Origin of the sequence: Ferrovibrio sp. (assembly GCF_036381655.1) — a bacterium.
Lineage (GTDB): Bacteria > Pseudomonadota > Alphaproteobacteria > Ferrovibrionales > Ferrovibrionaceae > Ferrovibrio.
In genome coordinates, this window is sequence record NZ_DASVCJ010000082.1 from 92,741 (window position 1) to 116,368 (window position 23,628).

General features: G+C 65.9%; 16 protein-coding genes and 1 tRNA gene. 9 read left to right on the top strand and 8 right to left on the bottom strand.

The features are described from left to right. Positions 1–6: 6 nt before the first annotated feature. Positions 7–3,240 (top strand): error-prone DNA polymerase, encoded by a 3,234-nt coding sequence (locus VF194_RS19130; protein WP_330892803.1) that lies wholly within the window; start codon positions 7–9, stop codon positions 3,238–3,240. 19 nt (positions 3,241–3,259) lie between these two features. On the opposite strand, the gene edd is transcribed toward VF194_RS19130, so the two are convergent. Both edd and VF194_RS19140 read right to left on the bottom strand, forming a co-directional pair. Further along, a complete protein-coding gene (gene edd / locus VF194_RS19135) occupies positions 3,260–5,089 on the bottom strand; it encodes a phosphogluconate dehydratase (protein WP_414656127.1) in 1,830 nt (609 codons plus the stop codon). 78 nt (positions 5,090–5,167) lie between these two features. Beyond that, a tRNA-Glu gene (locus VF194_RS19140) sits at positions 5,168–5,243 on the bottom strand. 223 nt (positions 5,244–5,466) lie between these two features. Here VF194_RS19140 and VF194_RS19145 point away from each other — a divergent pair. Continuing rightward, entirely contained in the window at positions 5,467–5,958 is a 492-nt protein-coding gene (locus VF194_RS19145; RefSeq protein WP_330892805.1) for a cupin domain-containing protein, read from the top strand. A 6-nt stretch (positions 5,959–5,964) separates the two neighbouring features. Here the strand turns inward: VF194_RS19145 and recJ are convergent, their stop codons facing one another. From recJ to VF194_RS19170, 5 genes are all read right to left on the bottom strand, one after another. Beyond that, positions 5,965–7,764: a single-stranded-DNA-specific exonuclease RecJ gene (recJ, locus tag VF194_RS19150; RefSeq protein WP_330892806.1), complete on the bottom strand. Its 1,800-nt coding sequence runs from the start codon at positions 7,762–7,764 to the stop codon at positions 5,965–5,967. Between the two features lie 5 nt (positions 7,765–7,769). Further along, on the bottom strand, positions 7,770–8,780 hold the full coding sequence (gene glpX, locus VF194_RS19155) for a class II fructose-bisphosphatase (protein WP_330892807.1): 1,011 nt from the start codon (positions 8,778–8,780) through the stop codon (positions 7,770–7,772). An 8-nt stretch (positions 8,781–8,788) separates the two neighbouring features. Continuing rightward, positions 8,789–10,108: a homoserine dehydrogenase gene (locus VF194_RS19160; RefSeq protein WP_330892808.1), complete on the bottom strand. Its 1,320-nt coding sequence runs from the start codon at positions 10,106–10,108 to the stop codon at positions 8,789–8,791. Then, positions 10,101–11,321 (bottom strand): LL-diaminopimelate aminotransferase, encoded by a 1,221-nt coding sequence (locus VF194_RS19165; protein ID WP_330892809.1) that lies wholly within the window; start codon positions 11,319–11,321, stop codon positions 10,101–10,103. The genes VF194_RS19160 and VF194_RS19165 overlap by 8 nt, the downstream gene beginning before the upstream one ends. A gap of 105 nt (positions 11,322–11,426) precedes the next feature. Further along, positions 11,427–12,578 (bottom strand): OmpA family protein, encoded by a 1,152-nt coding sequence (locus VF194_RS19170; RefSeq protein WP_330892810.1) that lies wholly within the window; start codon positions 12,576–12,578, stop codon positions 11,427–11,429. A 177-nt stretch (positions 12,579–12,755) separates the two neighbouring features. Between VF194_RS19170 and VF194_RS19175 the strand changes: the two genes are divergently transcribed. The 3 genes from VF194_RS19175 to VF194_RS19185 all read left to right on the top strand — a co-directional run bounded on the left by VF194_RS19175 (position 12,756) and on the right by VF194_RS19185 (position 15,775). Continuing rightward, complete coding sequence (locus VF194_RS19175) at positions 12,756–14,567, top strand: class I poly(R)-hydroxyalkanoic acid synthase (protein WP_330892811.1); 1,812 nt, start codon at positions 12,756–12,758, stop codon at positions 14,565–14,567. An 88-nt stretch (positions 14,568–14,655) separates the two neighbouring features. Beyond that, positions 14,656–15,297: a muconolactone Delta-isomerase family protein gene (locus tag VF194_RS19180; RefSeq protein WP_330892812.1), complete on the top strand. Its 642-nt coding sequence runs from the start codon at positions 14,656–14,658 to the stop codon at positions 15,295–15,297. A 4-nt stretch (positions 15,298–15,301) separates the two neighbouring features. After that, positions 15,302–15,775, top strand: coding sequence for an OsmC family protein (locus VF194_RS19185; protein WP_330892813.1), 474 nt, complete (start codon positions 15,302–15,304; stop codon positions 15,773–15,775). 87 nt (positions 15,776–15,862) lie between these two features. Here VF194_RS19185 and VF194_RS19190 read toward each other — a convergent pair whose 3' ends face one another. After that, a complete protein-coding gene (locus tag VF194_RS19190; RefSeq protein WP_330892815.1) occupies positions 15,863–16,648 on the bottom strand; it encodes an SDR family oxidoreductase in 786 nt (261 codons plus the stop codon). A 238-nt stretch (positions 16,649–16,886) separates the two neighbouring features. On the opposite strand from VF194_RS19190, the gene VF194_RS19195 reads away from it, so the two are divergent. The 4 genes from VF194_RS19195 to VF194_RS19210 all read left to right on the top strand — a co-directional run bounded on the left by VF194_RS19195 (position 16,887) and on the right by VF194_RS19210 (position 23,525). After that, positions 16,887–17,387 carry a PAS domain-containing protein gene (locus VF194_RS19195; RefSeq protein WP_330892816.1) on the top strand — a complete coding sequence of 167 codons (501 nt, stop codon included), beginning with the start codon at positions 16,887–16,889 and terminating at the stop codon, positions 17,385–17,387. Between the two features lie 140 nt (positions 17,388–17,527). Further along, the gene (gene topA / locus VF194_RS19200) at positions 17,528–20,278 is read left to right on the top strand and encodes a type I DNA topoisomerase (protein WP_330892817.1); all 2,751 of its coding nucleotides are present in this window, start codon (positions 17,528–17,530) and stop codon (positions 20,276–20,278) included. Positions 20,279–20,283: 5 nt separating this feature from the next. Further along, positions 20,284–22,551: a ribonuclease R gene (rnr, locus tag VF194_RS19205; RefSeq protein ID WP_330892818.1), complete on the top strand. Its 2,268-nt coding sequence runs from the start codon at positions 20,284–20,286 to the stop codon at positions 22,549–22,551. Beyond that, positions 22,548–23,525, top strand: coding sequence for a glycerophosphodiester phosphodiesterase (locus VF194_RS19210; RefSeq protein WP_330892819.1), 978 nt, complete (start codon positions 22,548–22,550; stop codon positions 23,523–23,525). The genes rnr and VF194_RS19210 overlap by 4 nt, the downstream gene beginning before the upstream one ends. Positions 23,526–23,628: the final 103 nt, after the last annotated feature.

Below are 23,628 nucleotides of genomic sequence, written 5' to 3' on the forward strand. Positions count from 1 at the left end.
AGTAAAATGCCTTCTTACGCCGAACTGCACGTCACCACCAATTTCAGCTTCCTTGAAGGCGCCAGCCATCCGGAGGAGCTGGTGCGCCAGGCCATTGCGTCGGGGCTTTCGGCGATTGCGATCACCGACCGCAACAGCCTGGCCGGCGTGGTGCGCGCCCATACGGAAGCGCGCGGCACCGGTCTGCAACTGATCGTCGGCGCCAGACTCGACATGCTCGACGGCCCGTCCCTGCTCTGCCTGCCGCAGGACCGCACCGCCTATGGCCGGCTGTCCAAGCTGATCACCATCGGCCGCCGCCGCGTCGAGAAAGGCGCCTGCGAGCTTCGCTGGGCCGATCTGCTCGACCAGATCGAGGGCCAGCAGATCATCCTGCTGCCGTCCGAGCCGCCAGACGAGCAGCCGGACGAGGCCTTCACCGCGCGCCTGCAGGAACTGCAGGAGCATTGCGGCGACCGCCTGTCGCTGGCTGCCGCCTGCCGGCTGGATGGCGAGGACCGGCGCCGGCTGGCCGCGCTCGCGGCCTATGCCAAAAGGCATGGCGTCGCCCTCGTCGCCTGCAACGACGTACTCTATCACATACCCGGGCGCCGGGCCCTGCAGGATGTACTGACCTGCATCCGGCATGGCTGCAGCATCGACGAGGCCGGCTTCCGTCTGCAAGCCAATGCCGAACGGCATCTGAAATCTCCGGCAGTCATGGCTCGGCTGTTCCGCCGTTATCCCGAAGCGATCGCCCGCACGATGGAAATCGCGGCGCGTTGCCGCTTTTCGCTGGACGAATTGCGCTACGAATATCCGGAGGAGACCCGCGGCGACAGCGCCACGCCGCAGGAGGAACTGGTGCGGCTGACCTGGAAAATGGCCGCGCAGAAATACCCCGAGGGGATACCGGAAAAAATCCGCAAGCTGGTGGAATACGAACTTCGGCTGATCGGCGAGCTCGATTACGCCCCCTATTTCCTCACGGTATATGACATCGTCCGTTACGCGCGCAGCCAAAACATTCTGTGCCAGGGCCGCGGCTCGGCGGCGAATTCCGCCGTCTGCTTCTGCCTTGGCATCACCTCGGTCGACCCCACCCAGATCGACCTTCTTTTCGAGCGCTTCGTCTCGGCCGAGCGCCGCGAGCCGCCCGATATCGACGTCGATTTCGAGCATCAACGGCGCGAGGAGGTCATCCAGTATATCTATGAGAAATACGGCCGCGACCGCGCCGGGCTGACCGCCACGGTGATTCATTATCAGCCGAAAAGCGCCATCCGCGATGTCGGCAAGGCGATGGGCCTGTCGCCCGATACCGTCACCAAACTCTCCAAGACGCTCTGGGGCTGGGGTCGCGAGGGCGTCACCGAGCAGGACCTGCGCGAGATCGGCATCGATCCGGATACCGGCCGCATCGCGCTCGCCCTCAGCCTGGCGCGCGATCTGGTCGGCTTCCCGCGCCATCTGTCGCAGCATGTCGGCGGCTTCGTGATCAGCCGCGGCCCGCTGGCCGAACTGGTGCCGATCGAGAACGCGGCGATGGCGGAACGCACCGTCATCCAATGGGACAAGGACGATATCGACGCACTCGGCATAATGAAGGTGGATGTGCTGGCGCTCGGCATGCTGACCTGCATCCACAAGGCTTTCGACCTGATCGAGCGCCATGAGGGCAAGCGCTACGATCTTTCCAGCGTGCCGCAGGAGGACCCCAAGGTCTACGACATGATCTGCCAGGCCGATACGATCGGCGTCTTCCAGATCGAAAGCCGGGCGCAGATGTCGATGCTGCCGCGGCTCAAACCGCGCACATTCTACGACCTGGTGATCGAGGTCGCCATCGTGCGCCCCGGCCCGATCCAGGGCGACATGGTGCATCCCTATCTGAAACGGCGCGACCGAAAAGAGAAGATCGATTACGTCAAGCCGGAATTGCAGGCCGTGCTGGAAAAGACGCTCGGCGTGCCGCTGTTCCAGGAACAGGCGATGAAGATCGCCATCGTCGCCGGCGGCTTCACGCCTTCCGAGGCCGACAAGCTGCGCCGCGCCATGGCCACCTTCCGCCATGCCGGCACCATCCACCATTTCGAGGCCAAGCTGATCGACGGCATGGAGAGGAACGGCTATCCGCGCGATTTCGCCATCCGCTGCTTCAATCAGATCAAGGGTTTCGGCGATTACGGCTTCCCCGAAAGCCATGCGGCGGCCTTCGCCCAGCTCGCCTATATCTCGGCCTGGATCAAATGCCATCATCCGGCGATCTTCGCCGCCGCCCTGCTCAACAGCCAGCCGATGGGTTTCTACGCTCCGGCCCAGATCGTGCGCGATGCGCGCGAGCATCATGTCGAGCTGCGGCCGATCGACGTCAATCACAGCGACTGGGATTGCACGCTGGAACGTACGCCGACGCAGCGACTCGCCCTGCGGCTCGGCTTCCGCCAGGTGAAAGGCTGCCGCGAGGAGGCGATCCGCAAGCTGATGGCGGCGCGCGGCGCAGGCTTCGCCACCTTGCGCGATCTCTGGCGCCGCTCGGCATTGCCCTTGCGCATCCTCGAGATCATCGCCCGCGCCGATGCCTGTGCATCGCTCGGGCTCGATCGCCGCCAGGCGCTGTGGCAGATCCGCAGCTTCGGCGAAGCGCCGCTGCCGCTGTTCGACTACGTCGAGGCCGAGATCAAACCAGGCGATAATCAACCGCCCTTGGAGACCGGCAACGAGGAGGACGTGAATCTGCCGCGGCTCACCACCGGCGAGCAGGTGCTGCAGGATTACCGCGAAACCAGCCTGACCTTGCGGGCGCACCCGCTGCATCTCTTGCGGCCGATCCTGAAACAGCAGGGCATCGTGCCGGCACGCAGCCTGACCGAGCTACCCGAGCATAAACGGGTCAGGCTGGCCGGACTGGTGCTGGTGCGCCAGAGACCGGGCACGGCGAGCGGCGTCATTTTCGTCACCATCGAGGACGAGAGCGGCATCGCCAACCTGATCGTCTGGCCCAAGGTGATGGAACGCTATCGCCGTACGCTGCTCGGCGCCCGCCTGCTCGGCGTCGAGGGCAAGCTGCAGCGCGAGGGCATCGTCACCCACATCATCGTCGAAAGGCTCATCGATCACAGCGGATTGCTGTCGACCCTTGGCGACCTGCCAGATCCGGAATTGTTCGATCAGGCGGCCGCACCGGCCTCGCTGCCCTCGCCGTTTCGGCCCCTCAATGAAGTGCAGGTCGTGCTGCCGGAAGCGCGCAATTTCAGGTGACGGGCCTCGGCGGCCGGGTCTACGCCCGCGCGGTATCGAAGAAGGGGAAGATCGTCGCCCCTTCCGCCGCGCCGGAGACGTTGCTGCGGAAGATCGAGAACAGTTCGCGTCCCATGCCGCTGTGATGGCCGGAAACATCGCGCGTGATCGGCTGCCGCTCCGCCCAGACCTGCGCCGGCACCAACGCTTCGAGCGTCCCCCGTTCGGCATCCAGCCGCACGATGTCGCCGTCGCGCAAGCGCGCCAGCGGTCCGCCGGCTTCCGCTTCGGGCGTGACGTGAATCGCCGCCGGCACCTTCCCCGAGGCGCCCGACATCCTTCCGTCGGTAACCAGTGCCACCTTGTAGCCGCGATCCTGCAGCACGCCGAGGCTGGGCGTCAGCTTGTGCAGCTCGGGCATGCCATTGGCCTTCGGCCCCTGGAACAGCACCACGGCGATCATGTCGCGCTCCAGCTCGCCCGCCTTGAACGCCGCCGTCAGTTCGTCCTGGTCGAAGAACAGCCGCACCGGCGCCTCGACCACACGATGCTGCGGCTTCACCGCCGAGATCTTGATCACGGCCTCGCCGAGATTGCCGTGCAGAATGCGCAGGCCGCCATCGGGCGAGAAAGGCTCGGCGGCGGCACGCAGCACATTGGTATCGTGGCTCCTGGTGGCGCCGTCGCGCCAGACCAGTTGCCCGTCCTCCAGGCCGGGCTCGCGCGTATAGGCCGCAAGCCCCTCGCCCACCACCGTGCGCACGTCGTCGTGCAGAAGGCCGGCATCGCGCAACTCGCGGATCAGATAGGCCATGCCGCCGGCGGCCTGGAAATGGTTCACATCGGCGAGGCCGTTGGGATAGATGCGTGCCAGCAGGGGCACGACGGCCGAGAGTTCGGAGAAATCCTGCCAGGTGATGCGATGCCCGGCGGCAGCGGCCATCGCCACCAGATGCAGGGTATGATTGGTCGAGCCGCCGGTGGCGAGCAGCCCGACGATGCCGTTCGCCACCGCGCGCTCGTCCAGGATGCGGCCGATCGGCGTGTAGTCGTTGCCCAGCGCAGTGATCTCGGTAGCGCGTTTCGTTGCCGCAGCGGTCAAGGCCGAGCGCAACGGCGTGCCGGGATTGACGAAGGACGCGCCGGGCAGATGCAGACCCATGATCTCCATCAGCATCTGGTTGGAGTTTGCCGTGCCGTAGAAGGTGCAGGTGCCGGGCCCGTGATAGGATTTGCTCTCCGCCTCCAGCAATTCGGCGCGGCCGATTTTGCCCTCGGCATAAAGCTGACGCACCTTCGCCTTCTCGTCATTCGGCAGGCCGCTGGTCATCGGCCCGGCCGGCACGAAGATGCCCGGCAGATGGCCGAAGCTCAGCGCGCCGATGACGAGCCCTGGCACGATCTTGTCGCAGACGCCGAGATACAGCGCGGCATCGAACATGTTGTGCGACAGGGCGACGGCGGTGGCGAGCGCGATCACCTCGCGGCTGAACAGCGACAGCTCCATGCCGGTCTGACCCTGCGTGACGCCGTCGCACATCGCCGGCACGCCGCCGGCCACCTGCGCCACCGCGCCGGCTTCGCGCGCCGCCCGCTTGATCTCGGCGGGAAAGGTCTCGAAGGGCTGATGCGCCGAAAGCATATCGTTATAGGCCGTGACGATGCCGATATTGACCTCGCGGCCGTCCTTCAACGCCGCCTTGTCGTCGGCCGGACAGGCGGCAAAGCCATGCGCGAGATTGCCGCAGGACAGCGCGGCGCGGCGCGGCCCATTCACCGCTGCCCGTTCCAGGCGCTCCAGATAGGCAGCGCGGCTGGCTTCGGAACGCGCGCGGATCCGCTCGGTGACGGCAAGCAAGGTCTGATTGATCGGCATGAAACGCCCTCCTGTCCGGCGGCAAAACAATCGCCGCCGCATCCAAGACTAACTTATAGGGCTGTATGGAATTGGCGACCCCAACGGGAGTCGAACCCGTGTCTTCACCGTGAAAGGGTGACGTCCTAGGCCTCTAGACGATGGGGTCGGCCTGGCCGGGCGGCTTGAAAGCGGCGCGGCGGGGGCTGTGTACCGGGTCCGCCCCCACAAATCAAGCATCCCATGCCCTAAACCATCGCCCGATCCCGCTTTCTTTTGGGTTGACCGATTCGGCCTAAGCCGCTGGCGGAGCGGAGAAAAGGCGGCCCGGGCGGTTGCCCGCCCCCCCTCGCCTCCCTACCATTGTTGCCAGCGTTTAATGGAGTCCGCCCATGAGCCACGACCATCCCCACCATACGGACTGGAAACACGACGGCGTGCGGGTTATCCCCGCCGACAAGCTGGACCCGACCACGGCGGGCAAGACCGCCGGCATGAACCGCGCCACCGCTATCAACTTCGCCCGCGCCGGCGCGCAGAAGATCTGGGCCGGCACCGTGCATATCCATCCCGACGCCAAGACCGGCGCGCATCATCACGGCGATCTGGAAAGCGTGATCTATGTGGTGAAGGGCAAGGCGCGCATGCGCTGGGGCAACAATCTCGAATTCACCGCCGAGGCGGGTCCGGGGGATTTCATTTTCGTGCCGCCTTACGTGCCGCACCAGGAGATCAATGCCAGCACCGACGAGACGCTGGAATGCGTGCTGGTGCGCTCGGGCCAGGACCCGGTGGTGGTCAATCTCGACATCGAGCCGGTCGAAAAGCCCGAGTCGGTCTACTGGGTCGATCCGATCCACGCCCACCCGGACGAGAAAAAGTAACGCGCTTCAGCCCGCCGGCTGGGCCGCATCTTCCAGCACGAACTGAATCTGGCGTTCGCCGCGCCAGTAGCTGCTGCGCAGATGTCCGCCGACATGGATCGCCGCGCCGGTCTGGCGCGCCTGCAGCAAGGCCGGGCCAAGTTCGCCGTCCAGTGAGCGGAAGGCAATCGCCCGCAGCCTGGCGCCCTTGCCGTCGCCGCCGGTGATCAGGCAGCGCACATGCTTCTCGCCCACCACATCCGCCTGCACGACGCGGGCGGCAGCCAGGGCAAAGCGCGGCTCCGGGTTGCCCGAACCATACGGGCCGAGCTGCTCCAGCCGGTCGCAAAGATCGGCATTGCAGCCGCCGATACCGAGCACCCCATCGAAGCCGAGCGAGGCCGAGGCGCCCGCCCTGGCCACCGGCGCCGCCAGGCGCTCGTTCAGAAATGCCTTCAGGTCGTTCAGCTTGTCGGCTGCGACGGTCAGGCCGGCCGCCATGGCATGGCCGCCGCCATTGATCAGCAGCCCGGCCTGGCCCGCCGCCACAACGGCGGCGCCGAGATCGACGCCGGGGATCGAGCGGCCCGAGCCCTTGCCGATGCCGTTCTCGTCCAGGGCCACGATGAAGCTCGGCCGCCCGGCGGCCTCGCGGATGCGCGCGGCGACGATGCCGATCACGCCGGGATGCCAGCCGGGCCGCGCGATCAGCGCCAGCGGCGCGTCTTCCGGCAGATGCTCCAGTTCCTGCAGCGCTTCCGCCAGAACGGCGGCTTCGATCTCCTGGCGCTCGCGGTTATAGCGGTCCAGCTCGGCCGCGATCGCGGCAGCCTGGCGCGGATCGTCGGTCGACAGAAGCCGTGTGCCGAGATCGGCCTGGCCGACGCGGCCGCCGGCATTCACCCGCGGCCCCAGCAGGAAGCCGAGATGGTAGGCGCCGGGCGGCTCGTTGACGCCGGCAATGTCGGCCAGCGCGGCAAGGCCGGCATTGCCCCGGCCGCGCAGCACCTTGATGCCCTGCGTGACCAGCGCGCGGTTCAGGCCGGTCAGCGGCACGACGTCGCAGACCGTGCCCAGGGCGACCAGATCGAGCCATTGGATCAGGTCCGGCTCGGGCCGCTCGGCCGTATAGAAGCCGCGTTCGCGCAGGCGGCGATTGGTCGCGACGATCAGCAGGAAAGCCACGCCGACCGCGGCAAGCTGGCCGTAGCCCTCCGCCTCGTCGAGGCGGTTCGGGTTGATCACCGCCAGAGCCCTGGGCAATTCCGGCTCGGCCAGATGATGATCGACCACCACGACATCAAGGCCGATGGCCGCCGCATCTTCCAGCGGCGCAAAGGCCAGCGTGCCGCAATCGACAGTGACGACCAGCCTGATCCCTTCTCCGGCCAGCTTGCGCAGGGCCGGGGCATTGGGACCGTAACCTTCCTTCAGGCGATCCGGGATGTAAACGCGCAGCCGGCGGCCGATAGCTCTGAAAAAACGGTTCAGCAACGCGGTGGAAGTGGCGCCATCGACATCGTAATCGCCGAATACCGCAACCTTCTCGTCGTCAATGATGGCCTTCGCCAGGCGACCGGCGGCGGTGTCCATGTCACGGAAACGGGAGGGATCGGGCAACAGCCGCCGCAGGCTGGGATTGAGGTGATCCTCCAGCATGTCGGGATCGACGCCGCGGCCCGCCAGCACGCGGCCGAGGATTTCCGGCAGGCCGGCCTGCTGCGCCAGGGCCAGGGCCAGACGGTCGTTCAGATTGCGCAGGCGCCAGCGGCGTCCCTGTACCGAACGGGCCACGCCCAGAAACGGAGTGCTGTCGGTGCCCGGCATGACCTCTACGCCTGCTGAGGCGGAATCCGGATCACCGCTTCGATGCGCCGGATCGTGCCGGTCTGCGAGCGCATGACGATGGAATGCACCTTGTAGCCGCCCGGCACGCGCTTGACGCCCTGCAGCATCGAGCCGTCGGTCACGCCCGTGGCGGCGAAGATGACGTCGCCGGAGGCAAGGTCGTTCAGGCTGTATTTCCGATCCAGCTTGTCGATACCGAGCCGCCGCGCCCGCGTGCGCTCGGCGTCGTTGCGGAACATCAGCCGCGCCTGCATCTGTCCGCCGATGCAGCGCAGCGCGGCCGCAGCCAGCACGCCCTCCGGCGCGCCGCCGGAGCCCATGTAGATGTCGATGCCGGTTGCGCAATCGGTCGTGGCGATGATGCCGGCGACGTCACCGTCCGAAATCAGCGAAATCCGCGCGCCGGTGGCACGGACGGCGTTGATCAGCTCCATATGGCGCGGGCGGTCTAGAATGCAGACGGTCAGATCGGAAACCGCCACACCCTTGGCCGCGGCGACGCGCTGCAGATTGTCCGCCGCAGGCAGGTCCAGATCGACGACACCCTCGGGCAGGCCGCCGCCGACCGCGATCTTGTCCATGTAGATATCCGGCGCATTGAGAAAACAGCCGCTGTTGGCGAAAGCGATCACGGTGAGCGCGTTGTTGCCGCCCTTGGCGGTCAGCGACGTGCCTTCCAGCGGATCCAGCGCGATATCGATGGTCGGGCCGTTGCCGGTGCCGACCTTCTCGCCGATATAGAGCATCGGCGCCTCGTCGCGCTCGCCCTCGCCGATCACGATGGTGCCGTCGACATTCAGGCCGTTCAGCGCCTTGCGCATCGCATCGACGGCGGCCTGATCCGCGGCGATCTCATCGCCCAGGCCGACCAGCTTGGCGGCGGCAATCGCCGCGGCCTCGGTGACGCGCACGGCTTCGAGCGTCAGATTGCGCTCGACCGCCATGGACTGCTGCTTCGCGGGCTTGGCCTTGGTGCTGGTCTTCGCGGCTGCCATGGGCGACCTCAGAGCGGTTCGATCCGGATCAGCGTCGGCGGCTGCAGCACGGAGCGCAGCCTGGCGATGCGCTTCAGGGCGCGGGCCATGTCGGCTTCGCGCGCTTCGTGGCTGATCAGTACCACCGGGACCGGCTGGTTCTCGATCTCGGCGCGGCCGCGCTGGACCAGGCTTTCGATGGAGATGCGCTCGTCGCGCAGCACAGCGGAGACGTCCGCCAGCACGCCCGGCTGATCGCGCACGATGAGCCGGATATAGTAGCGCCCGATCCGGTCGGCCATCGCCGCCGCTTTCAGCGGCTGCAGCCGCGCGGCGGGCACGCCGAATGCCGGCGCGGACCGTCCGGCGGCGATATCGGCCAGATCCGCCACCACCGCCGAGGCGGTCGGCTTGCTGCCGGCGCCGCGGCCTTCGAACATCACCCGGCCGACATAATCGCCTTCGGCGGCGACGGCATTGAACACGCCATCGACATGGGCGATCGGCGTATCCGCCGCCACCATGCAGGGATGCACGCGCTGTTCGATGCCGCGCGGCGTGCGACGGGCGATCGCCAGCAGCTTGATGCGATAGCCGAACTCGCGGGCGAAGGCGATGTCGATGGCCGAGACGTCGCGGATGCCCTCGACATGCACCGCCTTGAAATCGACCTTGGTATTGAAGGCGATGGCGGTAAGCACGGCAAGCTTATGCGCGGCATCGACGCCGTCGATGTCGAAGCCGGGATCGGCCTCGGCATAGCCAAGCTTCTGCGCCTCGGCCAGCACCTCGGCGAAATCCCGGCCGGTCTCGCGCATTTCGGTGAGGATGTAATTGCAGGTGCCGTTGAGGATGCCGGTGATCTGATCGATGCGGTTGCCGGCCAGACCCTCGCGCAGCGCCTTCAGGATCGGAATGCCGCCGGCCACGGCGGCCTCGAATCCCAGCGGCGCGCCCTTGGCCTCGGCCAGAGCGGCGATCCTGGCGCCATGCATGGCCAGCATCGCCTTGTTGGCCGTGACCACGCCCCTGCCGGCCTTCAGCGCGGCCTCGACCAGCACGCGCGCCGGACCGTCCGATCCGCCGATCAATTCGACGACGACTTCGACCTCGGGATCATGGGCCAGTTCGACCGCATCGGCATACCAGCGCCAGTTCCCTTTCGGCATGTCGCGCTTCTTGCGCTTGTCGCGCGCCGAAACGGCGACGACCTTGATCGGCCGGCCGGCGCGGGCCGCCAGCACATCGGCATGCTCGTCCAGCAGGCGCACGACGCCGGCGCCGACCACGCCAAGACCGGCGATCCCCACCTTGAGCGGCGGGGCAACCCTTCCGATTCCCTTAACCATGGGCCGCGGCCTTGCCTGCGAAATCCGGCAGGTTCGAGGGCGACATCAGAAGCCGCTTGATGTTCTTCACCGCCTGGCGCGTGCGATGCTCGTTCTCGACGAAGGCCAGGCGCACGAAATTGTCGCCATGCTCGCCGAAGCCGATGCCCGGCGCGACGGCGACCTCGGCCTCGCGCAGCAGCAGCTTGGAGAACTCGACCGAGCCAAGATGTGCGTATCGCTCGGGGATCGGCGCCCAGCAGAACATCGACGCATTCGGCATCGGGATCGCCCAGCCGGCGGCATTCAGCCCCTTCACCAGCACGTCGCGGCGCGACTTGTAGGTCTGGCGGATTTCCTCGACGCAGTCCTGCGGGCCATTCAGCGCCGCCGTTGCCGCCACCTGGATCGGCGTGAAGGCGCCGTAATCGAGATAGGATTTCATGCGCGCCAGGGCGGCGATCAGCGCCGGATTGCCGGCACCGAAGCCGATGCGCCAGCCCGGCATGTTGTAGGTCTTGGACAGCGAGGTGAACTCGATGGCGACATCCTTGGCGCCCTTGACCTGCAGGATCGAGGGCGGCGGATTGCCGTCGAAGTAAATCTCGGAATAGGCCAGATCCGAGATCACCCACATGCTGCGCTTCTTGGCGAAGTCTACGATGGCCTCATAAAAGGCCAGATCGACCGTCATTGCCGTCGGGTTGGCCGGAAAGCTGACGATCAGCGCGATCGGCTTGGGCACGCTATGCTGATAGGCGCGCTCGAGCCCGGCGAAGAAATCGATGCCCGGGCCGATCTGCACGCTGCGCACATTGGCACCGGCGATGACGAAGCCGAAGGCATGCATCGGATAGCTGGGATTGGGCACCAGCACGGTATCGCCCGGCGCCGAGATCGCCATCGCCAGATTGGCGAGACCCTCCTTCGAGCCCAGCGTGACGATCGCCTCCTTCTCTGGGTCGAGTTCCACGCCGAAGCGGCGGCCATAGTAATTGGCCAGCGCCTTGCGCAGGCCCGGCACGCCGCGGCTGGAGGAATAGCGATGCGCGCGGGGGTTTTGCGCCGCCTCGACCAGCTTGGCGACGATATGCGGCGGGGTCGGATTGTCCGGATTGCCCATGCCGAAATCGATAATGTCTTCGCCGCGGGCCCGGGCCTGGGCCTTCATGCGGTTCACTTCCTCGAACACGTAGGGCGGCAGGCGCTTGATGCGGTAGAACTCGGTATCCATGGCTTTGTACGTCCGAAAACAGGGCCTCAGGTAAGCGAAAGCGCGGCAGCTCTTCGCCCCGCGCCCCGCCTTCTTTAGCCGAAATCTGGCTTGGCCGAAATCCGTTCAGTTCACAAGATAGATTTCAACCCGGCGGTTATAGTCCTCGGCGATCGGCATGGCCTCGTAATAGACCGGTGCCGAATCCGCCCCGGCGGTAGTTCGGATCTTGTCGGCGGCGACGCCGCGGCGGCGCAACTCGGCGGTTACCGCATTGGCGCGGCGCTCCGACAGGCTGTAATTGAGCTGCCGATGGCTGCTGGAATCCATGTTGCCGGTGCGGCTGGAGGCATAGCCGACGACACGCAGCGCGCCCTTGCCGCCCAGCCCCTTGTAATATTCCGCCACCTTGCGCAGCAGCGTCCGGTCGTCGCTGCCCAGCCTGGTGTCGCCATTGCCGAAGCGGATTACCGCCAGAAGCTGGCTGCTGCCCGGGGCCGGCAGGCCGCTGGCGGCGGCCGCCGTGGCCGTTCCGCCGGCGCTGCTGGGCTGCAGCGTTGCCTGGGCCAGATTCGGCGGCAGGGTCGTCGCCGAAGATTGTGCCAGCGCCTGGGAGAAAGTATCCGTGACGGCGGCGGCGCCCTGACGCGGCGCGCCATTGGCAGAGGATTGAACCGGCGCTGTCGGCGCCGGCGGCTGCAAGGTCACCGGCGGCTGCTGTTCGCCCTGGGCCGGGGCCGCAGCCGATGCCGCAGCCGGCGGCTGCAGCGTCTCCTGCTGAACCGGCGCCTGCGGCGCTGCCTGTGCCTGCGGCGCGGGCGTCTGCTGGGCCGGGGCCGCAGACGATGGCAGCGGCGTCACCGGCTGACGCGGCGCCGGCGGCGGAACATTGCTATCGGCCGGACGGGCCCGCAGTTCCTCGTCGGTATGACGGGCATTGGCGTTGTCCGCGGCCAGGGCGCCCACCGCCTGCTTGCGCTCGCCCGTGCTGGTCACCTCGACCGGGCGCGGCGGCACGCGGCTCAGATTGGGAAAGCGCGCCTGTGTCGCATCGGCCGAGGCCGCCTCTCCGGCCGGCGGGCTGGTGGTCGAAACCGGCGCCGGCTCGTCGCTGCCGAACCAGCCGGTGGGATCGGCCCACTCCATCGAGGAGCAGGCGCCAAGTCCCAACATGGTGGCGACGAGGATTGCCGCCGTCGCGCCGCGCCGCGCCGCGCTGCGCGCCTGGGCGGCGGGCCGCACGCTTGCGCCGGCGGAAGCCGAGCCAAATCCTGCCATGTGAAATCCCCCTGCAACCCTGAACATAATCTGCATCTGCTACTGTTTTGGCGCCCACCAACCGTCAGCCTTGCGGCGCGATTCCCTATCCCGTAACCTCAGTCAGCGCCGCAGAAATCTGGCCATTCCCCGGATTCGGGCGGCAGAGGAAACGGGCCCGAGAATAAGGACTGTCGGATGGCGAAGCAACCGGACAGTAACGTGAAGCTTCCTGACCCCGCCACCTGGGCCAAAAACTGGGCCCGGATCGCCGAGCAAAGCCAGAAGTTATTGACAGATTTCACCAATCGGCAAAGCGCCGAGGGTCTGCCGCGCCAATTGGATATCGATCCGCTCAATATCAGCAAGGCTTTTGCCGATATGGCGGCGCGGCTCATGGCCGAGCCGGACAAGCTGATCGAGGCCCAGATGAAGCTGTGGCGGGATTACGCCGCGCTCTGGGCCAATGCGGCCGACCGTTTCATGGGCAAGGAGGCGCCCCCGCTGGTCCAGCCGGAAAAGGGCGACAAGCGGTTCAAGGATCCCGCCTGGCAGGAAAGCGCCGTCTTCGACTACATCAAGCAATCCTACCTGCTGACCGCCCGCTGGATGCAGCAGACCGTCGGCGGCGTCGAGGGCGTCGATCCGAAAATCGCCAAGAAGGTCGATTTCTATACGCGCCAGTTCGTCGATGCGATGGCGCCGTCGAACTTCCTGCTGACCAATCCGGAAGTGCTGCGGACCACGGTCGAGAGCAACGGCGAGAATCTGGTGAAAGGCCTGCAGAACCTGCTGGACGACTTGGAGCGCGGCAAGGGCAGGCTGAATATCAAGATGGTCGATTCCAAGGCCTTCACGGTCGGCGGAAACATTGCGGTGACGCCGGGCAAGGTGATCTACCAGAACGACCTGATGCAGCTCATCCAGTACGAACCGGCGACCAAGGAGGTCTACAAGCGGCCGCTCCTCATCGTCCCGCCCTGGATCAACAAATTCTACATCCTCGACCTGAAGCCGGAGAATTCCTTCATCCGCTGGATGACCGAAAAAGGCTACACCGTCTTCGTCGTCTCCTGGAATCAGCCGGACGAGACGCTGATCGACAAGACCTTCGAGAGCTACATGCGCGAAGGCATTCTGGACGGGCTCGATGCGGTGAAGAAAGCCACCGGCGAGGAAGAGGTCACAGCAATCGGCTATTGCATCGGCGGCACGCTGATGGCGGCCACCCTGGCCTGGATGGCCGCCAAGGGCGACGATCGGATCAAGGCGGTCACCTTCTTCGCCGCCCAGGTCGATTTTTCGGAAGCCGGCGAACTGACCGTCTTCACCGACGAGGATACGCTGCATTACCTTGACGAGCTGATGAAGGAAAAAGGCTATCTCGATGGCGGCGAGATGGCGACCACCTTCAACATGCTGCGCTCGAACGACCTGATCTGGTCCTTCGTCGTCAACAATTATCTGCTCGGCAAGGAGCCCTTCCCCTTCGATCTGCTGTACTGGAATTCCGACTGCACGCGCATGCCGGCGAGGATGCACCAGTTCTATCTTCGCAACATGTACCAGAAGAACCTGCTGTCCCGGCCCGGGGCGCTGGAACTGGCGGGCGAGCAGCTGGACCTGCGCAAGATCAGGATACCGGTCTATATCCAGGCCAGCCGCGACGATCACATCGCGCCCTACCGCTCGGTGTACAAGGCGACGCAGCTTTACGGCGGTCCGGTGCGCTTCATCATGGCGGGCTCGGGCCATATCGCCGGCGTGATCAATCACCCGAACGCGAAGAAGTATCAGCACTGGCTGAACGAGACGAAGACCAATCCGCCCAACGTGGAAGACTGGATCAAGGATGCCACGGAATATCCCGGCTCGTGGTGGAGCGATTGGGACAAATGGCTATCGGAGAAATCCGGGCCGAAAGTTCCGGCGCGCAAGCCCGGCGACGGCAAGCTGAAGGTGATCGAGGACGCACCGGGCTCGTATGTGAAGAAACGGATCGTGGATTGAACCATCTCTCCCGCCATCCCGGCTGAATACTTGAAACAGGATCCCGGATCTGCGCTGCGCCCGGGGATGATCGCAAAAAGGCCCGACAATGCTCTTCCTGATCGATGTGACCTTCAATTTCTCCACGCTCGGCGACAGGGCCGAGCCGCTGGTCAAGGCCGAATGGAAGGTCGAGGAAGAGCTGCTGGAGAAAGGCCAGTTCGTCGGCATCTGGCGCAAGGCCAACAGCATGGGCACGATGTTCATTCTTGACCTGCCCAGTCACGCAGCCCTGAGCGATCAGATTCGCGCCATGCCGCTCTATCCCTTCTTCACCGATGTGAGGGTCACGCCGCTGATCGGGCATCCGAATTTTCCGCAATTCGCGCGCGGCGCCGCGACCCACGAGAAACCTGGCAGCAAGCCCGCCCCGGACAGCATCCTGCATCTGGTCGATGTACGCATCGAATACGCCCGCGCCGGCGACAAACTGCAAGAACTGGTGCAGGCGGAATGGCGCGCCTCCGAGCAGATGCTGGCCAAGCGCCAGCTGGTCGGCATCTGGCGCAAGGGCAATGCGCTCGGTACATATGTTTTATGGAACCTTCCCGATGCGGATGCGGTCTCGGCACAGTTGCGGTCGATGCCGCTCTATCCCTGCTTCACCGACATCACCGTGACGCCCCTGGTGCTGCATCCGAATTTCCCGCAATTCGCCCGGCCGGCCGAGCATCACGAAAAGCCAGTGTGACCTCATGAGCAAGACGCACCGCTACGAAGCCGAGATCGTCTGGACGGGCAACCAGGGCACCGGCACCTCAAGCTACAAAGCCTACAGCCGCGATCATGTGATCCGTGCCGCTGGCAAGCCGGATATCGCCGGCTCCTCCGATCCCGCCTTCCGGGGCGATCCGGCGCGCTACAATCCGGAGGACATGCTGGTCGCCTCGCTCTCGGCCTGCCACATGCTGTGGTACCTGCATCTCTGCGCCGCCAACAAGATCGTCGTGCAGGAATACCGCGATCCAGCCATCGGCGTGATGATCGAAACCGCCGACGGCAGCGGGCATTTCGAGAGCGTCACTTTACGGCCGCGCATCACCATTGCCGCCGGTGGCGACGTCGAATTGGCCAAACGCCTGCACGAAGAGGCGCATGCCAAATGCTTCATCGCCAATTCGGTGAACTTTCCCGTGCGCCACGAGGCGGAGATCACCGTGGCGGCGTGAAGCAGGCGTGGCTCAAGCGGCGCGCGCAGGCATAAGCGAGGCGATCGCCGAAGAAATATCCAGCCAAGGCAATGCCGCTGGCGCCGCTCAGCTATTCCGTCTCTGCCCCCGCAGGGTGGGCAATCCGATCCCGGTGCCATCGAAGCCGCCATCGACACACAGCACCTGGCCGGTGATATAGGTCGACTGATCGCCGCAGAGGAAATAGATCGCGTTGGCCAGTTCGCTTTCCAGGCCATAGCGGTTGAGCGGAATGTGGTCGTGATAGTCGGCGCGGATTTCGGGCGTATGCACGGCTTTCGCCATCGCGGTATCGACCGGCCCCGGCGCCACCGCGTTCACCCGGATGCCGTATTCGCCCAGTTCGGCCGCCTGCTGCTTGGTCAGATGCGCCAGCCCCGCCTTGCTGGTGCCGTAGGCGACGCGCAAGGTCGAGGCGCGCAGGCCCGAGATCGAGGTGATATTGACGACGGCGCCGCCGCCCTGATCGCGCATGATCGGCGCCACCGCCTGCACCATCAGGAAAGGTCCGGTCAGGTTGGTGGCCAGCACCTTCTGCCAGTCCTCCAGAGTGACTTCGAGAATCGGCTTGAAGACGGCGATGCCGGCATTGTTGACCAGCGCATCGATGCGGCCGAAATGCTGCCTGGCCTGCTGCACCGCCTTGTGCACGGCGGCGGGGTCGGACACGTCCGCCTCGATCGTCAGGATTTCGCCGGGCTTGTCCAGGTCTTTCGCCGCCGCCCGCAAGGTATCGCCCAGGATGTCGAGCATGACGACCCGCCAGCCGTCGTCCAGGAACTTGCCGGCCGTCGCCAGGCCCAAACCGCGCGCCGCGCCGGTAACGAAAGCGACCTTGTTCGTTGCACTCATACGCCGAATCTCCTCCCGCAAATATCGGCTGAAGCTATCTGCGGCATGGCCTGACGGCCAGCATCGGCGGCCATGATTCAGCGGCAGTGACCGAGCGTCCGGGATTGCAATCGTGAAATCCTGCCGGAGGGCACCCGGCGCGGGCTGACAGATTCATGTTTTTGCGGTATTCTTGCCTGAAACATACCGGATGTTGGGTCGCATCCGGCGGGCTAATATCGGGGGTGTTGTCAACCGCATGGGTCGGATGCTGGAAGCCGCGCCGCAACTGACGCTGGAAACGCTGCAGGCGCTCTATGCCTATTGGGCCGGCAAGCGCCAGGGCCGGCCGATGCCCGACCGTGCCGATATCGACCCGATCGAGATGAAACCCTGGCTGGGCAATCTGATGCTGGTCGAGCGCAAGGACGACGGCGACTACGTCTATCGTCTCTACGGTTCGACCTTCGTGAACCAGTTCAAGGTCGACATGACCGGCCGCAGCATCCGCGAACTGCCCGAGGCCCAGGCCGCCCTGCTGCGCGTCGAATACGACGCCGTGGTGCATAGCCGGATGCCGATGTCGCGGCGCTATACCGCCACCTTCGACTACACCTCCCGCGACAAGCGTTCGGCCTGGCAGGTAGAGCGGAGCTGGGAGCGCCTGGCGCTGCCGCTTACCGCAGGTGGCGAAGAGGTCCGCATGCTTCTCGTGGCCGCCTTCCCGCTGGAACCGGCTCCGGAAGACCGCCTTTCTTAAGCCTTTGAAAAGCAAAGACTTTATCCCAGCCCCAATTCACCCGATTTGACAAGGTAGGGCGCATCCCCCATGTTCCCCGGGCCGCGCCGGAACCGCCGTCGCCGTCAGATTGTTGAATTTTTGTTGGAAAACAGCCCCGTATGAAAGTCGTTGTCGTCGAAAGCCCGGCGAAGGCGAAGACCATCGAAAAATACCTTGGTCCAGGCCACAAAGTGCTGGCCTCCTTCGGTCATGTCCGCGATCTGCCGCCGAAAGACGGCTCGGTCGAGCCGGACAAGGACTTCACGATGCATTACGAGATGTCGGGCCGCGGCTCCGACTCGGTGCGCGCGATCGCCGGCGCCCTGAAAGAGGCCGATACGCTGATCCTCGCCACCGACCCGGACCGCGAGGGCGAGGCGATTTCCTGGCATGTGCTCGAGGCCCTGAATAACCGCAAGGCGGTCAAGGGCAAGACGGTCAAGCGGGTGGTGTTCAACGAGATCACCAAGACCGCCGTGCTGGATGCCATGGCGCATCCGCGCGACATCGACATGGACCTGGTGAACGCCCAGCAGGCGCGCCGCGCGCTGGACTATCTGGTCGGCTTCACCCTCTCCCCGGTGCTGTGGCGCAAGCTGCCCTCCGCCAAGTCGGCCGGCCGCGTGCAATCGGTCGCGCTGCGGCTGATCTGCGAGCGCGAGACCGAGATCGAGGCGTTCCGCCCGCGTGAATACTGGACCATCGCCGCCGAGTTCCTGAACGAGGCCGGCCAGAAGGTCGTCGCCCGCCTGGCCGAGCTGGGCGGCAAGAAGCTCGACAAGTTCGACATCGCCAACGAGGCCGCCGCCAAGGCCGCCGTCGCCCGGCTGCAGGATCTGCGCTACGCCGTTGCCGATGTGCAGATCAAGCCGGCCAAGCGCCATCCGGCGCCGCCCTTCACCACCTCGACCCTGCAGCAGGAAGCGGCGCGCAAGCTTGGCTTCTCGGCGCAGATGACCATGCAGATCGCCCAGCGGCTGTACGAAGGCGTCGATATCGGCGGCGAGACGGTCGGCCTGATCAGCTATATGCGCACCGACGGCGTCAGCATGGCGAACGAGGCGATCCGCGCCGCGCGCGACGTGATCGCCGAGGATTTCGGCCGCGAAGCCGTGCCGGAAAGCTGGCGCGTCTACAAGACCAAGCAGAAGAACGCCCAGGAAGCGCACGAAGCGATCCGCCCGACCGATTTCCGCCGGCGCCCCCGCTCCGTCGCCCGCTATCTCGACGACGTGCAGCTCAAGCTCTACGAGCTGATCTGGGTACGCGCGCTGGCCAGCCAGATGGAATCGGCCGAGCTGGAGCGCACTACGATCGACATCGCCGATCCGGCCAGGACCGGCGTCTTCCGCGCCACCGGCACCGTCGTGCTCTCGCCGGGCTTCCTCAAGCTCTATGAGGAAGGCATCGACGACAAGAGCGGCGATGACGAGGAAGGCGCCCGGCTGCCCAAGCTTGCCGTCGGCGACGCGCTCAAGCGCGACAGCATCACGCCGGAGCAGCATTTCACCGAGCCGCCGCCGCGCTATTCGGAAGCGAGCCTGGTGCGCAAGCTGGAAGAGCTCGGCATCGGCCGGCCTTCGACCTATGCCGCCATTCTCGAGGTGCTGAAGGCCCGCCGCTACGTCAAGCTGGAAAGCAAGCGTTTCCAGCCCGAGGATGCCGGCTGGCTGGCTTACGCCTTCCTGGTCTGCTTTTTCGAACAGTATTTCGCCTATGGCTTCACGGCGGGGCTGGAGGAAAAGCTCGACGAGATCGCCGAGCACAAGCTCGACTGGAAGCAGGTGCTGGAGGATTTCTGGCAGGATTTCAGCCTGCAGGAGCAGGCGAAGAATCCGACGATGCTGTCGGTGAAAGATGCGGTCATTCGCATCGACGACAAGATGGGCCGCCGCGGCGAAGTGCTGGAGGCGATCAACCGCCTGCTGGCGCCGCATTTCTTCCCCGAGCGCCAGGACGGCACCGATCCCCGCCTCTGCCCGGCCTGCAGCAAGGGCCAGCTCTCGATCAAGGCCGGCCGCACCGGCGCCTTCATCGGCTGCTCGGATTATCCCGAATGCAGCTATACGCGGCCGCTTTCCGCCAACGGCAACGGCCACGGCGAGATCGCCCTGTCCGGCCCGCAGGAACTGGGCGAAGACCCCGACAGCGGCCAGATGGTCACGCTGCGCCAGGGTCCGTTCGGGCCGTATGTGCAGCTCGGCGAGGCCGAAGGCGAAGGCAAGAAGAAGACCAAGCCCAAGCGCGCATCGCTGCCGCGCGGCATCGCCGCCGAGGACGTCACGCTGGAGCTGGCGCTCAAGCTGCTGACGCTGCCGCGCGTGGTCGGCCTGCATCCCTCCACCGGCAAGGAGATCGTCGCCGGGCTGGGCCGTTTCGGGCCGTATCTGCTGCATGACGGCGCCTATACCAAGCTGAAGGACGCCATGGAGGCGATCGAGATCGGCATCAATCATGCCGTCGAGAAGATCGCCGAAGCGGATAGCCGCCGCAAAGGTCCGCGCCAGCGCGCCGAACTGAAGGTGCTGCGCGAGGTCGGCAAACATCCGGATGACGGCGAGCCGATCAATGTGATCGACGGCCGTTACGGACCGTACCTCAAGCACGGCGCGACCAATGCGCCGCTGCCGCGCGATACCGACAGCGAGGGCGTGACCCTGGAGCAGGCCGTCGCGGCGATCGCCGCGCGCGCCAAGAAGGGCGGCGGCAAGAAGAAGGCGGCGCCGAAGAAAGCCGCGGCCGCCAAAGCCGCGGCCGACGGCAAGGCCGAAGCCAAGCCCAAGAAAGCCGCGGCCGCCAAGAAGAAAGCCGCCGCGCCGAAGAAGCCGGCAGCCAAGAAGGCGCCGGCCAAGAAATCGGCGGCAGCCTAGGCATCGTGGCGAAAAAGAAGAAGACCTCTGGTCAGCTTCCGTCCAAACAGGACATCCTGAATTTCGTTGCCGAGAACCCGGGCAAGGTCGGCAAGCGCGAGATCGCGCGCGCCTTCAATCTCGGTCCGGCCGACCGGATCGCCCTCAAGGGCCTGCTGAAGGAACTCAAGGCCGGGGGCGATCTCCGCCAGGGTCATGGCAAACGCATGGCGCCGAAGGATCAACTTCCCGAGGTGTGCCTGGTCGATCTGGTCCGCATCGACCGCGACGGCGACCTGATCGGCCGACCGGTCGAATGGGAGAGCAAGGACGAGCCGCCGCGCATCGTCTTCGCCCTCAGCAACCGCGCGCGGCGCGAGCTTGGCGATGTCGGCGTCGGCGACCGCGTGCTGGCCCGCATCCAGCCGGCCGGCCGCAACCGCTACCGCGCCCGGGTGATGAAGCGGCTCGAACGCGAGGAGCAGCCCGTCCTCGGCCTCTTCTCGATCAACGAAAACGGCGAGGCGCGCCTGGTGCCGACCGACAAGAAGGTGCGCCACGAATATGCCATCGCGCCCGAACATTACGGCGATGCCAAGCCGGGCCAGTTTGTCGTCGCCCAGCCGCTTGCCGGCCGCCGATTCGGCCTCAAGGCCGCCAGGATCACGGAGGTGGTCGGCAGCGCCAGCGATCCCAAGGCGCTCAGCCTCATCCCCATCTTCACCTTCGGCATCCCGACCCGCTTCGCCGATGCCGCGCTGAAGGAGGCGGAAAAGGCCAAACCCGTCCAGCTCGGCCGCCGCGAAGACCTGCGCAAGATCCCGTTGATCACCATCGACCCGGAAGATGCGCGCGATCACGACGATGCCGTCTTCGCCGAGCCGGACGACGATCCGGACAACAAGGGCGGCTGGCATGCCATCGTCGCCATCGCCGATGTGGCGCATTACGTCCGCCCCGGCAGCGCGCTGGATCACGACGCCCGCACGCGCGGCAACTCGACCTATTTTCCCGACCGCGTCGTGCCAATGCTGCCGGAGGCCCTGTCGGCCGATCTGTGCTCGCTGGTCGAAGGGAAGGATCGCGCCTGCTTCGCCGTGCATCTATGGTTCGATGCCGAGGGCAACAAGCGCCGGCATAAATTCGTGCGCGGGCTGATGCGCTGCGCCGCCGGCCTGAATTACCGGCAGGTGCAGCAGGCCATCGACGGCTATCCGGATCAGATCGCGGCCGAATTCCTCGAGCCGGTGCTCAAGCCGCTCTACGCCTGCCATGCCGCCCTGAACGCCGCCCGCGCGGCCCGGCAGCCGCTTGCGATCACCGCGCCGGAGCGGCGGGTCTTTCTCGGCAAGGATGGCCATATCGCCGCCATCAAGCCGCGCGAGCATCTGCTGAGCCATCAGGTGATCGAGGACTTCATGATCATGGCCAATGTCGCGGCGGCGGAAGAGCTGGAACGGCGCAACCAGCCCTGCATGTACCGCGTGCACGAGCCGCCTTCGGAAGAGAAGATCGACAGCCTGCGCAAGTTCCTCGCCAGCCTCGACTACCGCCTGGCCAAGGGTCAGGGCCTGAGGCCGATGCATTTCAACGCCATCCTCGAGAAGGCGCGCGGCAGCGAACACGAGCGACTGGTCAATGAAGTGGTGCTGCGCAGCCAGATGCAGGCCTATTACACGCCCGACAACCATGGCCATTTCGGCCTCAACCTGCCGCGCTACGCGCATTTCACCTCGCCGATCCGCCGCTATGCCGATCTGCTGGTGCACCGCGCCCTGATCCGCGGCCTCAAACTGGGCGATGACGGCCTGCCGCCGGAGGATGTGGAGAATTTCGAGCAGATTGCCGAGCATATCTCGCTGACCGAGCGCCGCTCGATGCAGGCCGAGCGCGATGCGCTCGATCGCTTCGTCGCCGCCTATATGATGGAGCATGTCGGCGCCACCTTCGAGGCGCGCATCGCCGGCGTCACCCGCTTCGGCCTGTTCGTCGAACTCGACGAGAATGGCGCCAGCGGTTTCGTGCCGATCTCGACTCTCGCCGACGATTTCTACGCCCATGACGAAGCGCATCGCACCCTGGTCGGCAAACGCACACGCAAGCGCTACCGGCTTGGCGATGCGGTCACGGTCCGGCTGGAGGAAGCGACGCCTGTCACCGGCGGCATGCGCTTCGAGATCGTGTCCGGCGAAGGCCGCGGGCTGAAGCATCGCGGCCGCGCCGTCGCCACGGCAAAGAAGACGCCGACCAACCGGCCGGGCTGGGCCAAGCATCGCAGCAGGAAAAAGAAATGATCCGGTCCGCGGCCATCGCCGCCATCTGCCTTGCGTCACTGCCAGCCGCCGCCTTCGACCTGGAAGGCCATCGCGGCGCGCGCGGTCTGGCGCCCGAGGACACCCTGCCCGCCTTCGCAACGGCCTTGTCGATCGGCGTCGCCACGCTGGAGTTGGACGTCAACCTCACCCGGGACGGCCATCTGCTGGTTGCGCATAACCGGCAGGTCGAACCCTCCCTGGCGCGCGAACCGGACGGTCAATGGCTGAGCGGGCCGGGGCCGCTGATCTGGCAGACGCCTCTGGCGACGCTGCGGCAGTTCGATGTCGGCCGCCTCAACCCGGCAGCCAAATACGGCAAGGGTTTCCCCGAGCAGAAGCCGGTCGACGGCACGCCCATCCCGCTGCTGGAAGAGGTTTTCGCCCTGGTGCGCAAGAGCGGCAACCAGACCGTCCGCTTCAACATCGAGACCAAGCTGGACCCGACCAGACCCGAGGAGAGCGCCTCGCCAGAACAGCTCACCGAGGCCCTGATCGAAGCGATTCGCGCCGGCGGCATGGCCGAGCGCAGCATGATCGAATCCTTCGACTGGCGGACGCTGCAAATCGCCGCCCGGCTGGCGCCCGAAATCCCGCGCGCGCATCTGACCCTGGAAGGTACCAGGAACGACAACGTGCAGCGCGGCCGGCCCGATGCCAGCCCCTGGCTGGCCGGTCTGGATGCCGACGACTACCCCTCCGCGCCGGCCCTGGTGAAGGCCGCGAACGGCCAGGTCTGGTCGCCGTTCTGGCGCAACGTCACCCCGGATCTGGTCGCCGAGGCGCATCGGCTCGGGCTTCGGGTGGTGCCCTGGACGGTCAATGACCCGGCGGTGATGGAACAGCTCATCGACATGAAGGTTGACGGTCTGATCAGCGATTATCCGGACCGCCTCCGGAATGTCATGCAGGCCCGCCGATTGCCGCTGCCACAGGCCACGCCGGTAAGCCCATAGAATGGCTTAGGCAAAATCGCCGCAGGCAACACTCGGGGCTTCCCATGCCTGAATTCCAGGGTTAAAACGGCGCCGCGCCGCCACGCTGGAGTACGGCGCCGGA